The organism is Novosphingobium sp. BF6 (assembly GCF_058273105.1).
This window is the reverse complement of sequence record NZ_CM177775.1, coordinates 2,063,291-2,077,202: the sequence shown is the minus strand read 5'-3', so window position 1 is coordinate 2,077,202 and position 13,912 is coordinate 2,063,291. Positions and strand designations below refer to the sequence as shown.

General features: G+C 64.9%; 12 protein-coding genes. 6 read left to right on the top strand and 6 right to left on the bottom strand.

The features are described from left to right. Positions 1-95 precede the first annotated feature (95 nt). On the bottom strand, positions 96-959 hold the full coding sequence (locus tag AC4D6D_RS10080; RefSeq protein WP_491325178.1) for a TraB/GumN family protein: 864 nt from the start codon (positions 957-959) through the stop codon (positions 96-98). Between the two features lie 4 nt (positions 960-963). Further along, positions 964-1,902, bottom strand: coding sequence for a TraB/GumN family protein (locus AC4D6D_RS10075; protein ID WP_491325177.1), 939 nt, complete (start codon positions 1,900-1,902; stop codon positions 964-966). Positions 1,903-2,080: 178 nt separating this feature from the next. On the opposite strand from AC4D6D_RS10075, the gene AC4D6D_RS10070 reads away from it, so the two are divergent. The 3 genes from AC4D6D_RS10070 to ppdK are packed head-to-tail and all read left to right on the top strand — an operon-like array spanning position 2,081 to position 7,821. Next, a complete protein-coding gene (locus tag AC4D6D_RS10070; RefSeq protein WP_491325176.1) occupies positions 2,081-2,986 on the top strand; it encodes a glycine--tRNA ligase subunit alpha in 906 nt (301 codons plus the stop codon). Continuing rightward, positions 2,983-5,097 carry a glycine--tRNA ligase subunit beta gene (gene glyS, locus AC4D6D_RS10065; RefSeq protein ID WP_491325175.1) on the top strand — a complete coding sequence of 705 codons (2,115 nt, stop codon included), beginning with the start codon at positions 2,983-2,985 and terminating at the stop codon, positions 5,095-5,097. Before AC4D6D_RS10070 ends, glyS begins: the two co-directional genes overlap by 4 nt. A 57-nt stretch (positions 5,098-5,154) precedes the next feature. Beyond that, positions 5,155-7,821, top strand: a complete 2,667-nt coding sequence (ppdK, locus tag AC4D6D_RS10060; RefSeq protein WP_491325174.1) for a pyruvate, phosphate dikinase — start codon at positions 5,155-5,157, stop codon at positions 7,819-7,821. Positions 7,822-7,857: 36 nt separating this feature from the next. Here ppdK and AC4D6D_RS10055 read toward each other — a convergent pair whose 3' ends face one another. Beyond that, positions 7,858-8,616, bottom strand: a complete 759-nt coding sequence (locus AC4D6D_RS10055; RefSeq protein WP_491325173.1) for a methyltransferase domain-containing protein — start codon at positions 8,614-8,616, stop codon at positions 7,858-7,860. 106 nt (positions 8,617-8,722) lie between these two features. Here AC4D6D_RS10055 and AC4D6D_RS10050 point away from each other — a divergent pair, with 106 nt between their 5' ends. From AC4D6D_RS10050 to AC4D6D_RS10040, 3 genes are all read left to right on the top strand, one after another. Next, positions 8,723-9,478, top strand: a complete 756-nt coding sequence (locus AC4D6D_RS10050; protein WP_491325172.1) for a ComF family protein — start codon at positions 8,723-8,725, stop codon at positions 9,476-9,478. 340 nt (positions 9,479-9,818) lie between these two features. Further along, entirely contained in the window at positions 9,819-10,196 is a 378-nt protein-coding gene (hisI, locus tag AC4D6D_RS10045) for a phosphoribosyl-AMP cyclohydrolase (RefSeq protein ID WP_147214994.1), read from the top strand. A 460-nt stretch (positions 10,197-10,656) separates the two neighbouring features. Beyond that, the gene (locus tag AC4D6D_RS10040; RefSeq protein WP_147214992.1) at positions 10,657-10,890 is read left to right on the top strand and encodes a hypothetical protein; all 234 of its coding nucleotides are present in this window, start codon (positions 10,657-10,659) and stop codon (positions 10,888-10,890) included. Positions 10,891-10,945: 55 nt separating this feature from the next. Here AC4D6D_RS10040 and AC4D6D_RS10035 read toward each other — a convergent pair whose 3' ends face one another. The 3 genes from AC4D6D_RS10035 to AC4D6D_RS10025 are packed head-to-tail and all read right to left on the bottom strand — an operon-like array spanning position 10,946 to position 13,874. Beyond that, positions 10,946-11,656, bottom strand: coding sequence for a dienelactone hydrolase family protein (locus AC4D6D_RS10035; RefSeq protein ID WP_491325171.1), 711 nt, complete (start codon positions 11,654-11,656; stop codon positions 10,946-10,948). Then, positions 11,653-12,570: a cysteine synthase A gene (gene cysK / locus AC4D6D_RS10030; protein WP_491325170.1), complete on the bottom strand. Its 918-nt coding sequence runs from the start codon at positions 12,568-12,570 to the stop codon at positions 11,653-11,655. The genes AC4D6D_RS10035 and cysK overlap by 4 nt, the downstream gene beginning before the upstream one ends. Next, positions 12,567-13,874 (bottom strand): MFS transporter, encoded by a 1,308-nt coding sequence (locus AC4D6D_RS10025; protein WP_147214985.1) that lies wholly within the window; start codon positions 13,872-13,874, stop codon positions 12,567-12,569. Before AC4D6D_RS10025 ends, cysK begins: the two co-directional genes overlap by 4 nt. Positions 13,875-13,912: the final 38 nt, after the last annotated feature.

Below are 13,912 nucleotides of genomic sequence, written 5' to 3'. Positions count from 1 at the left end.
TCGATCCGCACCGTCCCGTCACGCCTCCAGGGATGACCATGACGGGAAGCGCGCGCCCTTAATGCGAAATCGCCGAAAAGGCAAGCATCCGGCGACTACTGTATCCGTGTGACCGTATAGCCTTTTTGTGCGAGCATCGCCGGAATACCTTCCGGTCCCGCCATGTGCGCGGCGCCGACCGCTACGAAAGGTCGCTTGCCGCCGTCGATGGCCCGGGCGATCTGCGCCGTCCAGTCGCGATTGCGGCCCACGAACAGCACGGCGCGCAGGTCCGGGTCGGCCAGCAGGCCCTTGCGGGTTTCCTGCTCGATCGTGGCCATGTCGCCCTTGCGCCAGCTGGCGGCGAGATCGGTATCGGAACGATCCGCCTCCGCCACGACCGCCGTCAGCAGATCGCGCTGTTCGCGTTCGGGCAGGCTGTCGAACAGGCCGAGTTGCTTAGCGGCGCCCTCCAGTTCGACGACGGGGCGCTTTCCGGCGGCGGCGATCACCCCCCGGTCCACACCGTTGCGAGCCTCTTCCTTGTTGGCTCCGGCCTGCGCGACGGTGAGTGCGGCGGCCCAGGTGTCCATCGCCGCAAAATCGCCATCGCCGTAGCCGCCTTTCTTGAGCAAGGCTTCAAGTGCAGGGCGCTCCTTCGCGACGATCCGCTGCGAGAGCGGCGGCTGTCCCTCATTACGAGCGAGGCGGGCGAAAGTGGCGGCAACTTCACTTTCATTCGCAAGATTTCCGACTTCTACCAAGATTTCGTTGGAATCATCGAGAGCCTGCCGGACCTTTCCGGTCTGCCAAAGCAGCGGCGCCTTGGCGCTGTGGATCGTGCCGAACAGCCATGCCGTTTCGCCGTCCGGGCTCTCGACATGCCAGAGCGCCGGTCTCGCCGCTTCCGGGCTTGGACTGCATGCGAAGAGGACAAGAGAAGCGCCCAGCAGCGCCAGTCGCGGGAAAAGCTTGCGCATCGGCCTATTGCACCCGGACCGAGCGGACTCCGGCCTTGGCCAATTCGTCCTGCACGCTGCCGCGCCCGGCGAGATGGCCCGCGCCCACTGCCACGAAAACGACACCCGGTTCGGCAAGCCGCGCCTTGAGCCACTTGGCCCAGGCCTTGTTGCGGTCGGTGATGAGGACTTTGCGCATCACTTCGTCGGATTCGTCCTCGTTGAGCAGCTTGGCCAGTTCCTCTGCCTGACCCGCCTTCCAGGCTGTCACCAGCTTGGCGATATCCTCGCGCAATGTCGGAAGTTGTTCGACTACCTCATTGAGGTAGCTACGCTGGCTCTTCTCGGGCAGGCCTGCGAAGAGGCCGATTTGATAGTCCGCCGTTTCGAGCGGATGGCGCGCGACCTTGCTCATGTCAGCCTTGGTCTCGATCTGCGTTTCGATCCCGTTGGCCTGCTCGTATCCGGCGGCCCTGAGCGGCAGTAGCGACAGCACCAGACCGGCGTACCAGGGCTGGAATTGATCGAAGGTTTCTACCGGAATCTTCAGATTTAAAAGCGCTTTTTCGAGATTTTCCCGTTCCGGCGTGCTCAGGCTCTCGCGCAAGGTCTTGCCGTCATGGCGCATGCCTTTGTCCAGGAACACTTTCTGAAGTGTCTCCGGCGAATCGAGCATGGTCTCCGTCACCAACAGGTTCGCGGAGTCGAAAGCCTGCTGCACCGGTCCGTGGAACCAGTCGGCATTTTCCGGCAGGATGTGGATCGTGCCGAAGAGGTAGATCGTCGTGTCCTTGTCGGCGATCTTCCAGAGCGCCGGGCGGGCTGGAACGACGGCCTCGGCGCGCGGTTCGGCTGCTGCGACCGGAGCAACCTGCGCCTGCACCGGCGGCGCGAACAGAAGTAGGGGGGCGAGGGCGGCGAGACGCAGCCGCCTGTGTGTCCGGAGGGGGCGGGAAAAGATCATCGGGTTTCCTTGAAAGGAAAGAAGCAAACGCAAGCTTAACAGCGTCATTCCGGCGGGAGATAGCCGCAGGAGCGGGTTTGCGGTAGCGTCGCCTCGGATTTAACTGGCGCCTGCGCGGTTGATTTGCCGGGTTCGATCCGCCAAAGGCCGCGAAGCCAAGAGTTTTGACGGGATTTCGATGCCGACCGCAGCGCAGAAGCCGCTCAGTTTCCAGGACATGATCCTGACGCTCCACAATTTCTGGAGCGCGCAGGGCTGCCTCATTCTTCAGCCCTATGACATGCGCATGGGGGCAGGGACCTTCCATCCGGCGACGACGCTGCGCGCGCTCGGCCCGGAGCCGTGGAAGGCGGCCTATGTCCAGCCTTCGCGCCGTCCCACCGACGGCCGCTACGGTGAGAACCCGAACCGCCTTCAGCACTATTACCAGTATCAGGTGATCCTGAAGCCGAACCCGGACAACCTTCAGGAACTCTACCTCGCGAGCCTCGCCGCGATCGGCGTGGACCCGTTGGCGCACGATATCCGTTTCGTGGAGGATGACTGGGAAAGCCCGACGCTCGGCGCCTGGGGGCTGGGCTGGGAAGTCTGGTGCGACGGCATGGAAGTGACGCAGTTCACCTACTTCCAGCAGGTCGGCGGGTTCGACTGCAAGCCGGTTGCAGGCGAGCTGACTTACGGCCTCGAACGCCTTGCGATGTACATCCAGGGCGTCGACCGGGTCTATGACTTGCGCTTCAACAACGAAGGCGTGAGCTACGGCGACGTGTTCCTCGCCAATGAGCAGCAGATGTCGAAGTACAACTTCGAGATCGCCGATACAGAGGCGCTCTTCGCCGGTTTCAAGGCCGCCGAGGCCGAATGCATGCGCTGCATCGAGGCGGAAATTCCGCTCGCCGCCTATGATCAGGCGATCGAGGCCAGCCATCTCTTCAACCTGCTTCAGGCGCGGGGCGTGATCTCCGTGCAGGAACGCGCCAGCTACATCGGCCGCGTCCGCGATCTCGCCAAGGGATCGTGCGAGGCCTGGATCGAGAAGAACAAGAGCGAATGGGAAGCCAAGTTCCCGGGGTGGACCGTATGACCGACTTCCTTCTCGAACTGCGCTCGCAGGAAATTCCGGCCCGCATGCAGGCCGGTGCCCGCGCCGACCTTGAAAAGCTGTTCCGCAAGGACATGGCCGCTGCCGGTGTCGCCGTGGGCGACGTCACCGTATGGTCGACCCCGCGCCGTCTGGCGCTGATCGCGCGCGGCCTGCCGCTCGCCACCGAGGCTGTGCATGAGGAAACCAAAGGGCCTGCCACCAGCGCGCCGGAACAGGCGCTCGAAGGTTTCCTGCGCAAGACCGGCCTGACGAAGGACCAGCTCGAAGTCCGCGACCTCAAGGGCAAGGACACCTACTTCGCCGTCGTGGAGAAGCCCGGCCGCGCCGTGGCCGAAGTGCTCGCCGAAGTGATCCCCGCGATCATCCGCAACTTCCCCTGGCCCAAGTCGCAGCGCTGGGGCGTGGCCTCGATCTCGACCGAGTCGCTGCGCTGGGTGCGTCCGCTCTCCGGCATCGTCGCGATTCTCGGCGAGGATCTGGTCGAATGCGAAGTGGGCGGCATCCGCTCCTCCTACGTGACGCTCGGCCACCGCTTCCACGCGCCCGGCGAGATCACTATCGGCGGCGCGCACGACTATGCCGACAAGCTGCACCTCGCTCATGTTCTCGTGAACCACGAGGAGCGCCAGGACATCGTGCGCAGCAAGGCACGCGAAGCCGCTGCTGCCGCAGGTCTCGTGCTGGTCGAGGACGAGGGCCTTGTGATCGAGAACGCGGGCCTCACCGAATGGCCCGTGCCGCTGCTGGGCCGCTTCGAGGAGGACTTCCTGGAAGTTCCGCCCGAGACGATCCAGCTTACCGCGCGGGTGAACCAGAAGTATTTCGTCTGCGAAGATGCGGCAGGTTCGCTTGCCAACGCCTTCATTTGTACGGCAAATATCGTTGCAACCGATGGCGGCGCGGCGATCGTCGACGGCAACCGCAAGGTGCTGGCCGCGCGTCTTTCGGACGCCCGCTTCTTCTGGCAGCAGGACCGCAAGACGCCGCTCTCGGCTCACGCCGAAAAGCTCGCGCGTATCACTTTCCATGAGAAGCTGGGCACGGTCGCCGACAAGGTCGAGCGCGTGGCCAAGCTGGCTGAATGGCTGGCGAGCGAAGGCGTGGTGCCGAACTGCGACCCTGCGCTCGCGCGGCAGGCGGCAGAACTCTGCAAGGCTGATCTCGTCACCGAGATGGTCGGAGAGTTCCCTGAACTTCAGGGCCTTATGGGCGGTTATTACGCCCGTGCCGAAGGCCTTCCGGATTCCGTCGCGGACGCTATCCGCGATCACTACAAGCCGGTCGGGCAGGGCGACGAAGTGCCCACCGCGCCGGTGACGGTCGCGTTGGCGCTCGCGGACAAGCTGGACACGCTCCGCAGCTTCTTCGCGATCGATGAAAAACCGACCGGCTCGAAGGACCCGTTTGCCCTGCGCCGTGCGGCGCTTGGCATTATTCGTCTTATCACCGACAACGGTTTGCGCTTCGGTGTGGCAGAGGGCGACTTGCTCGACTTCTTCGCGGACCGCCTCAAGGTCCAGCAGAAGGAAGCCGGTGTCCGTCACGACCTGATCGACGCGGTCTTCGCGCTCGGCGGTGAGGATCTCGTGCGCTTGCTTGCCTGTGTCCATGCGCTTCAGGCTTTCGTCGCGACCGACGACGGCGTGAACCTGCTGGCGGGCTACAAGCGCGCGGCCAATATCCTCAAGAAGGAAGACTGGCACGGCGTCGAGGGCGAGATTTCGCGTACCGGCGAGGAAGATCCGCTGGCCGGTGTCGAGGACCCCGACCTCGCCGAAGTGATCGCCGCCAAGATGGCACACCGTCACGCCAGTGAGCAGGCCCCCGCCTATCAGGCCGAGCCTGCCGAACTGGCGCTGATCGAGGCCGTCACATCGGCGGAGACCGAAGTGGCGCACGCCGTCTCGGCGGAAGACTTCGCCGCCGCCATGACCGCGCTGGCCTCGCTCCGCGCGCCGATCGACGCGTTCTTCGAGCATGTAACCGTCAACGATGCCGACCCGCTCAAGCGTCAGGCCCGCCTGGCCCTGCTTGATCGCTTCCGCGCGGCAGTCCACAAGGTCGCGGACTTCTCGCGGATCGAGGGCTAGGTATCTGACCCCGGCTTCGCGGAATGTCGAAAAGACAGAAAGGGAAGCCGGGGATCGATGAACAGGCAGGTCTACACGTTCGGCGGCAATGCCGGGCACGATGAGGACGCGCGCGCCCGCGATAAAGTCATCGTCGGCGGCAAGGGCGCCAACCTTGCGGAAATGGCGGGCATTGGCCTGCCGGTACCGCCGGGCTTCACGATCACCACCGAGGAATGCGTGAAGTACCTCGCCGAAGGCGGGGACTTTTCGGACGATCTGCGTGCCGACGTGGCGCAGGCGCTGACCCATATCGAGCAGACCGTCGGCAAGCGCTTCGGCGATCCGGCCGATCCGCTGCTGGTCTCGGTGCGCTCCGGCGCGCGGGTCTCGATGCCGGGCATGATGGACACCGTGCTCAATCTCGGCCTCAACGATGCGACGGTCGAGGGGCTGAGCACAGTATCAGGCGACGCGCGCTTCGCCTGGGACAGCTATCGCCGCTTCATCCAGATGTATTCCGACGTCGTTCTTGGTCTCGATCACGGGCGCTTTGAGGAAGCGCTGGAGATCGTCAAGGAAGACAACGGCTACATGAACGACGTCGAACTGGCGGCGTCCGACTGGCAGGCCATCGTCCGGGAATACAAGGACATCGTCGAGCAGGAACTCGGCCGCCCGTTCCCGCAGGACGTGCAGGAACAGCTCTGGGGCGCGATCCGCGCGGTGTTCGATTCCTGGGATTCCGACCGGGCAAAGGTCTATCGCCGCCTCAACGACATTCCCGGCGACTGGGGTACGGCGGTCAATGTCCAGGCCATGGTCTTCGGAAATAGGGGCGACACTTCGGCCACCGGCGTCGCTTTTACCCGCGATCCGGCGACGGGTGAGCGAGCCTATTACGGTGAGTGGCTGGTCAATGCCCAGGGCGAGGATGTCGTCGCCGGTATCCGCACGCCGCAGTACCTGACCAGAGCCGCCCGCGAGCGCGCCGGGGCCAGGCCGCTGTCGATGGAAGAGGCGATGCCCGAGGCTTACGGCGAATTGGCCGAAGTGTTCGAACTGCTCGAAAAGCACTACCGCGACATGCAGGATATCGAGTTCACCGTCGAGCGCGGCAAGCTCTGGATGCTCCAGACCCGCTCGGGCAAGCGCACGGCCAAGGCGGCGCTGAAGATGGCGGTGGACATGGTCGAGGAAGGTCTGATCGACGAGGCCACCGCGATCCGCCGCGTCGATCCGATGGCGCTCGACCAGTTGCTGCATCCGACGCTCGATCCCAAGGCGCCGCGCGACATTCTCGGCAAGGGGCTGCCCGCCTCGCCGGGCGCGGCTTCGGGAGCGATCGTGCTCGATGCTGATACGGCGGAGAAGCGGGCGGAGCGCGGCGATGCGGTGATCCTCGTGCGTGTCGAGACCAGCCCGGAGGACATTCACGGCATGCATGCGGCGCGCGGCATCCTGACAGCGCGCGGCGGCATGACCAGCCATGCGGCGGTTGTGGCGCGCGGTATGGGGCGGCCTTGCGTTTCGGGTGCCTCGGGCCTGTCGATCGACATGAAGACCCGCAGCTTGCGCATGGGACGCCGCGAGTTTCGCGAAGGTGACGTGATCACGCTCGACGGCTCGACCGGTGAGATCATGGCCGGTGAAGTGCCGACCATCGAGCCGGAACTGGCCGGCGACTTCGGCACGCTCATGGTCTGGGCGGACCGGCACCGTCGCATGAAAGTACGCACCAATGCCGAGACCCCGGCGGATTGCCGCATGGCCCGTCAGTTCGGCGCCGAGGGCATCGGCCTGTGCCGCACCGAGCACATGTTCTTCGATGCGGGCCGCATTTCGGCGGTCCGTCAGATGATCCTGGCCGAGGATGAGGCGGCGCGCCGCACGGCGCTGGACAAGCTGCTGCCGGAGCAGCGGGCGGACTTCATCGCGATCTTCGAGGTCATGGCGGGGCTGCCGGTCACGATCCGACTGCTCGATCCGCCGCTCCACGAATTCCTGCCGCATGGCGATACCGAGTTCGCGGAGCTTTCGGAAAGCATCGGCATCGGCGTCGATACGCTGCGGCGCCGGGCGGAGGAACTCCACGAATTCAACCCGATGCTGGGGCATCGCGGATGTCGGCTCGGCATCACGTTCCCCGAGATCTACGAGATGCAGGCCCGTGCGATCTTCGAGGCGGCCTGCGACGTCGCGACAGCCTCGGGCGAGGTCATCGTGCCCGAAGTGATGATCCCCCTCATCGCTACCCGGCGCGAGTTGCAGATCCTCAGGAAGGTGGTCGACGAGACCGCCGCGCGGGTCTTTACCGAAAAGGGTCGGACACTCGACTACTTGGTCGGCACGATGATCGAACTGCCCCGGGCCGCTCTGATGGCGGGCGAGATCGCCGAAGAGGCCCGATTCTTCTCGTTTGGCACCAACGACCTGACGCAGACCACGCTCGGCGTCTCCCGCGACGATGCCGCGCGGTTCCTCAGCCCTTACGTCGAGAAGGGGATTTATCCGCGCGATCCTTTCGTCACCCTCGATATCGAGGGTGTCGGCCAGCTCGTGCAGATGGGTGCCGAGCGCGGGCGGGCGACGGACCCCGCGCTCAAGCTCGGCATTTGCGGCGAGCATGGCGGCGACCCGGCCTCTATCGTCTTCTGCGAGCAGGTGGGGCTGGACTACGTTTCGGCATCGCCTTTCCGCGTGCCGATAGCGAGGCTGGCGGCGGCGCAGGCGGCTCTGGGATAAAAACAAAAAGGCCGGAAGAACGCTTCCGGCCTTTTCTTACTTCTTCCAACCGGATAGGGTCAGGATCTCGAACTTTTCGACGGTTCGGCCATTGTCCCCGGCGGCAGCAAAGGCCTCTCGTGCTCGCGACAGGGCGGTTTTGCCCAGCACCGGCGGGGCATCGGCCAGCACGCCACCGATGGCCTGCGCACGAATGTCGCCGACAAGCCGTTCGAGGCTGCGGAAGCCGACTTGCAGGGTGCGCTGGTCGATCACGGGATCGGCGAAGAGCGTGCGCTGGAGCAATTGTCCGCCCGCGCGTACGTCGACCATCGGATGGACCCGTGCCGCCGGGCGGTCGCCGTCGGCGGCCAGCATGACGTCGCGCAGGACGGGCAGGCTTCCCGCCGAAACGAAGCTGGCGATCATCATCCCGCCCGGTGCCAGAGCCTTGCGGATATGGACGAGCGCCCCCGGCAGGTCGTTGACGGTGTCGAGCGTGCCGAGGCTGGCGATCAGGTCGAAGCCCTCGAAGGGATAGGGCGATTCCTCGTCGAAGCCTTCGGCAGGTTCCACTTGGGTGACTTCGACGCCCTGAGCCGCGAGCGCGCCTGCAAGGGCCCCGGTCCAATCTCCTACGACCAGCGCGCGTTTCGGCTCGAAGCGCAGGAAGGCGAGACGGTCGAGTACGTCCTCCACCATGTCGTCGTGCAGGTAGTGCGGCGCATCGGCAAGCTGCTGGGCGGCGAGGGCGCGGCGGCGGGCGGCGAGGCGGCGGGCGGGCGAGAAGATGCGGGGGGGAACTTTGCTGGCCATGACCGCCCCCTGCCGCTTTGCGCGCCGTCGCGCAATCGCTCTTCCTGCAAGCGGGTTAACGTCTTGTAGCTTGCCGCTGGGAAATCGACGGTTAGCCTTGGCGGCGATGACCCTTGCCCGTGCCCTCGATCCGCTCGTGGATCTGATCTTTCCGCCGCGTTGTCCGCTATGCGGCGCAGGACTGAGCAGCCATGGCGGCCTTTGCGCGGGCTGCTGGAGCGAACTGGCGATCCCCGGCGAACCCTGCTGCGCGGCCTGCTCGCGCCCGTTCGGAGAAGGCGAGCCGAATGGCGCGCTCTGTGCGCCCTGTCTGGGCGATCCGCCACGTCACGACGGCATTGCCGCCGCCACGCTCTACAACCCGGCCTCGCGCAAGCTGGTCCTGGCGCTGAAACACGGCAACCGCATTTCGCATGCCCGGCTTATGGCCAGGCTGATCGTCGCCAAGCTGTCTCTCGTGGACGAGACATGGCTGATCGTTCCTGTCCCGCTGCATCGCTGGCGCATCTGGCGGCGCGGCTACAACCAGGCGGCGGAACTGGCGCGCGAAATCGCGCGCTCCACCGGAGGGGTCCTGGCTGTCGACCTGCTGGAACGCCGCAAGGCCACACCATCGCTGGGCGGACTGGGCAAGGCGGCGCGAAAACGCGTGCTTTCCGGTGCTATCGCTGTTCGAGCTTCGCGAAAGCCCTTGCTGAAGGCGGCGCAGGTTTTGTTGGTGGACGATGTGCTGACGAGCGGGGCCACGAGCGATGCCTGCGTCTCCAGCCTCAAGCGGGCCGGAGCGCGAAAGGTCGTCATCGGGTGTTTTGCGCGGGTGCTCGACGAAGCTCTTGATGACGTGCGTGGAAAGGGCGCTTGAGAAACATACAAAAACGCCCGGAACCTGTGGTTCCGGGCGTCCTCGTGACGAAACTGTTGAGCCCTGCATAGCAGTTCGGCGGTCCCCCTGTCGGCCGCCTGGCCCGATCCCTCATTACCTGAAACCAGACCACTCGAAAGTATTCCGGCCTTGTTCCCTGAACCGTGGCGCTTGTATCAGCGACCTATGGATCAGCAGCAACCCCCAGCTGCAAGGCGACAATCCTACGAAACCGCGGGGTTGAAAAGAGGGACTGCGTGGCTACGAGGATTTTGGTCAACGGCTGTGGTTATCGTGCAACAACGGCGTCCAATGAATTCAATTCGGAGAAATTTCCGGCATGTCCGAAGTAAGCAAAGCTGAACGCGAACTGGGAACGTCCTTCCTTCCGCGATTCGATGCCCAGGGTCTGCTGATTGCGATCGCCGTCGATTCGCAGACGCGGGATATCCTGATGGTGGCCTATATGAACGCCGAGGCGCTCGAAAAGACGCGCGAAACCGGGCTGGCTCATTTCCACTCGCGCTCACGCGGCAGGCTCTGGCTGAAGGGCGAGACTTCCGGGCATTTCCTGCGCGTCGAGGACGTGCTGGTCGACTGCGATCAGGACGCGATAGAACTGCGCGTGCGTCCCGAAGGTCCGGCCTGCCATACTGGCGCGAGAAGCTGTTTTTACAGGAAGTTATCCGGCGATTCCCTGATTCGCATCTCGGAATAGGCCGTTAGCAGGCGGTCCAATAACCGAAGTAACGGAACCCGGTTCTTTGCCCGCAGAACATGGACTTATTGTGCTGATTTCAAAATTAACCAAGGAATCAGCATGTTCCTTTGAGCACCATTGAGCGGACGGAGCGGACGGATCGTCGCAATCGGCTCGCAAGAGCTGTTCGACGAAGGAACTATCCGGCTCGACAGGGTGCAAGGGCTTTCCTTGGCCGTGCCCGTCCTACGAAAAAAATCGTTGAACGGCGGAGGCTTTGGTCGGTGCTTCGTGCCCCACGTACCGATTGGCGGCTCTGTCTGCTTTCGGGCTGCCGCGTTTTCGGGGCGGCCCGGTGGTGAGGAGATGGGTGCCCTGCCGGGTGCCTGGGGCACAGAATGGAAGGGAAGCATCAATGAAGCACAAAGCGTTGATAGCGGCCGTGGCGTTGGGACTGTCCGCAGTTCCAACGGGGGCCATGGCAATAACGCCGTCCTCCAGCAACTTCTCCAGCAACATCCCGTCGTCGATTCTTTCGGCGCTTGCGGGTCTGGGGAATGCCAGCTGGGGCAATATCAGCTGGGGTAACATCAGCTGGGGCAGCACCGGTCCCGGTGGCGCCAGCTGGGGTAACATCAGCTGGGGCAACATCAGCTGGGGCAATATCCCCGGCGGTTGGGATCCGGACGACGGCAAGTCGGACGGCTGCTAAGCTGACGGCTTGACCACCGTGGCCGTCCTTTGCGGGACGGCCACGGCTTGGAAATTCAGGCGTTCAGGATCTCATCGAAGAACGCGATCATGGCGGCCCAGCTCTGGCGGTCGGCGCTGGCATCATAGCCGATCGCAGCCATTCCGCGCTCATCGCTGCCCGGATCGGTGAAGCCGTGGCGCACTCCCGAATAGGCATGGAAATGCCAGTTCGCACCGGCGTGGTCCATTTCCTCCCAGAAACCGATCACCTGCTCGCGGGGGACCAGCGGGTCGGCATCGCCGTGACAGACCAGTATACGCGGCTTGACCATGCCCGGCTCGGCCGGAGCGACGGTCGACAGCGTACCGTGGAAGCTGACGGCGGCGGCAAGCTTTTCACCGCTGCGCGCGGCTTCGAGAACGGCCTGACCGCCCATGCAATAGCCGATCCCGAGCATCGGCAGACCGGCTGCTTCCGGAAGCGCGCGCAGGGTCGCGATGGCGGCAGCGATGCGGGCGCGGTAATGGTCGTTGTCGGAGCGCAGCTTCTCGGCCATCGGGAACGAGGCTTCGAAGCTGGCGACCGGCTCGCCATAGAAATCCGCGACCAGGACCAGATAGCCGAGATCGGCCAGCATCCTGGCGCGGCGCTCCATCGGCGCGTTGAAGTTGGCGATCGTCGGGAACAGGATCACCGCGGCGCGCGGCGATCCTTCGGGACGGGCGAGGTGGCCGGTCAGGTCCTGACCGGCGTGGCTGTAGGCAATCGTTTCGAGCATGGTCATTCCGGCAGGAAGTCCGGCACCGAGAGATAGCGCTCGCCGGTGTCGTAGTTGAAGCCGAGCACGCGGCTGCCCTCGGGCAGTTCCTTCAGCTTCTGGGCAATGGCGGCAAGCGTCGCGCCCGAGCTGATGCCGACGAGCATGCCTTCCTCGGTCGCGCAGCGACGTGCCCATTCCTTGGCGTCGGCGGGATCGACCTGAAGGGCGCCGTCGATCGACTGGGTGTGGAGGTTGGCGGGGACGAAGCCGGCGCCGATACCCTGGATCGGGTGCGGGCCGGGCTGGCCGCCCGAAATCACCGGCGAAAGCGTCGGCTCGACCGCGTAGGCCTTGAGCGCGGGCCAGGTCTGCTTGAGCGTCTCGGCGCAGCCGGTGAGATGGCCGCCGGTGCCGACGCCGGTGACCAGCACGTCGATCGGGGTTTCGGCGAAGTCGGCGAGGATTTCCTGCGCCGTGGTCTTCACGTGGACGGCGATATTGGCCGGGTTCTCGAACTGCTGCGGCATCCACGAGCCGGGAATGGTTTCCAGCAGTTCCTTGGCGCGCTCGATCGAGCCTTTCATGCCCTTTTCGCGCGGGGTGAGGTCGAACGTCGCGCCATAGGCCAGCATGAGGCGGCGGCGCTCGATCGACATCGATTCGGGCATGACGAGAACGAGCTTGTAGCCCTTCACCGCCGCCACCATGGCGAGGCCGATGCCGGTATTGCCCGAGGTCGGCTCGATGATCGTGCCTCCGGGCTTGAGGGTGCCGTCTGCCTCGGCCGCCTCGATCATGGCGAGGGCAATACGGTCCTTGATCGAGCCGCCGGGGTTGGTCCGCTCCGCCTTTACCCAGACCTCATGGTCGGGGAACAGGCGCGAAAGGCGGATATGCGGGGTATTGCCGATCGTGGCGAGGATGCTGTCGGCCTTCATGTCTCATGCTCCCATCGTGGTGCGAAGGTACGGGCGCGGCGGATCTCGGGAAAGCTCCAGGCCCAGATTGCGGTAATGACTATGGCAGCGCTGCCGCCGAAAACAACAGCGCCGGTTGCCCCCAGCAGGGCTGCTGCCACGCCCGACTGCATCTCGCCAAGCTCGTTCGAAGCCGAAATGGCGAGGCCGGAAATGGCGGAAACCCGCCCGCGCTTGTCGTCCGGCGTGCGCAGTTGGACGAGCGAACTGCGGATGAACACCGAGATCATGTCCGCCGCGCCGAGCAGGGCGAGGAAGCCGAGCGAAATCACGAAGCTGCGCGACAGGCCGAAGCCGACCGTCATCGCGCCATAGGCGGCGACGGAAAGCAGCATCTTCACGCCGACGTTCTTCGCCAGCGGCTTGAACGAGAGCCAGACCGCGACGGTGGCGGCACCGCAGGCGGTCGCGGCGCGCATCTGTCCCAGGCCCTCGGGGCCGACATGGAGGATGTCACGCGCGAAGACCGGCATCAGCGCGGTGGCGCCGCCCAGCAGCACGGCGAAGAGGTCGAGCGTGATGCAGCCGAGCAGGAAGCGCTCGCGCCAGATGAAGTGGAACCCGTCGACGATCTGGCGGATCGGATGGTCGCGGCGCGCGTCCTTCGGAACCGGCGGCAGGTTGCGGATGCTGGTGATGCTGAAGGCGGCGATTGCCATGAGCACGGCGGCGACCCAGTAGGGCGTCGCGTGATGCCGGGCGAACAGGAAGCCGAAGGCGGCCGGGCCGATGATCGTTCCGGCCTCGATCGCGATCGAGTTGAAGGCGATGGCGCGGGGGATCAGCGAGACCGGCACGATGTTGGGCGCAATCGCGGTCATCGACGGGCTGACGAAGACGCGGGCGATCCCGTGGAGCGCCGCGAAGACGTAGAGCACCGGCAGGCTGCGCAAGTCGAGTTCGGTTACGAGGGCCAGGCCGACCGCGACCAGCACGTCGGCGGCCATGGCCAACCCCGCGACCTTGCGCCGATCGAAGCGGTCGGCGATGACACCTGCTACCGGGGTCAGCAGGAAGATCGGCAGGAACTGGGCAAGACCGAGCAGACCGAGCTGGAACGAAGCCTGCGTGATCGACATGCCGTAGACGCTGCGGGCGACGTCGTAGAGCTGGTAGCCGATGATGACGACCATGCCGGTCGAGGCGAAGACTACTGCGAAGCGGGCGAGCCAGAACTTGCGGTAATCGGCAATACGCAGCGGCGAACTAGGCTCTGCCGCTGCGGAAGGGCTTGGTGTCTCTGTCGTGTTCACGGGTGGCTGCATGGCAGCATGTCAAAGCATTGCCAAGACATGCTGCTTAT

Bases quoted from the DNA above. Each gene is read 5' to 3' on its own strand.
- AC4D6D_RS10080 (WP_491325178.1), bottom strand. From the start codon at position 959: ATGCGCAAGCTTTTCCCGCGACTGGCGCTGCTGGGCGCTTCTCTTGTC.
- AC4D6D_RS10075 (WP_491325177.1), bottom strand. From the start codon at position 1,902: ATGATCTTTTCCCGCCCCCTCCGGACACACAGGCGGCTGCGTCTCGCC.
- AC4D6D_RS10070 (WP_491325176.1), top strand. From the start codon at position 2,081: ATGCCGACCGCAGCGCAGAAGCCGCTCAGTTTCCAGGACATGATCCTG.
- glyS (WP_491325175.1), top strand. From the start codon at position 2,983: ATGACCGACTTCCTTCTCGAACTGCGCTCGCAGGAAATTCCGGCCCGC.
- ppdK (WP_491325174.1), top strand. From the start codon at position 5,155: ATGAACAGGCAGGTCTACACGTTCGGCGGCAATGCCGGGCACGATGAG.
- AC4D6D_RS10055 (WP_491325173.1), bottom strand. From the start codon at position 8,616: ATGGCCAGCAAAGTTCCCCCCCGCATCTTCTCGCCCGCCCGCCGCCTC.
- AC4D6D_RS10050 (WP_491325172.1), top strand. From the start codon at position 8,723: ATGACCCTTGCCCGTGCCCTCGATCCGCTCGTGGATCTGATCTTTCCG.
- hisI (WP_147214994.1), top strand. From the start codon at position 9,819: ATGTCCGAAGTAAGCAAAGCTGAACGCGAACTGGGAACGTCCTTCCTT.
- AC4D6D_RS10040 (WP_147214992.1), top strand. From the start codon at position 10,657: ATGGCAATAACGCCGTCCTCCAGCAACTTCTCCAGCAACATCCCGTCG.
- AC4D6D_RS10035 (WP_491325171.1), bottom strand. From the start codon at position 11,656: ATGACCATGCTCGAAACGATTGCCTACAGCCACGCCGGTCAGGACCTG.
- cysK (WP_491325170.1), bottom strand. From the start codon at position 12,570: ATGAAGGCCGACAGCATCCTCGCCACGATCGGCAATACCCCGCATATC.
- AC4D6D_RS10025 (WP_147214985.1), bottom strand. From the start codon at position 13,874: ATGCAGCCACCCGTGAACACGACAGAGACACCAAGCCCTTCCGCAGCG.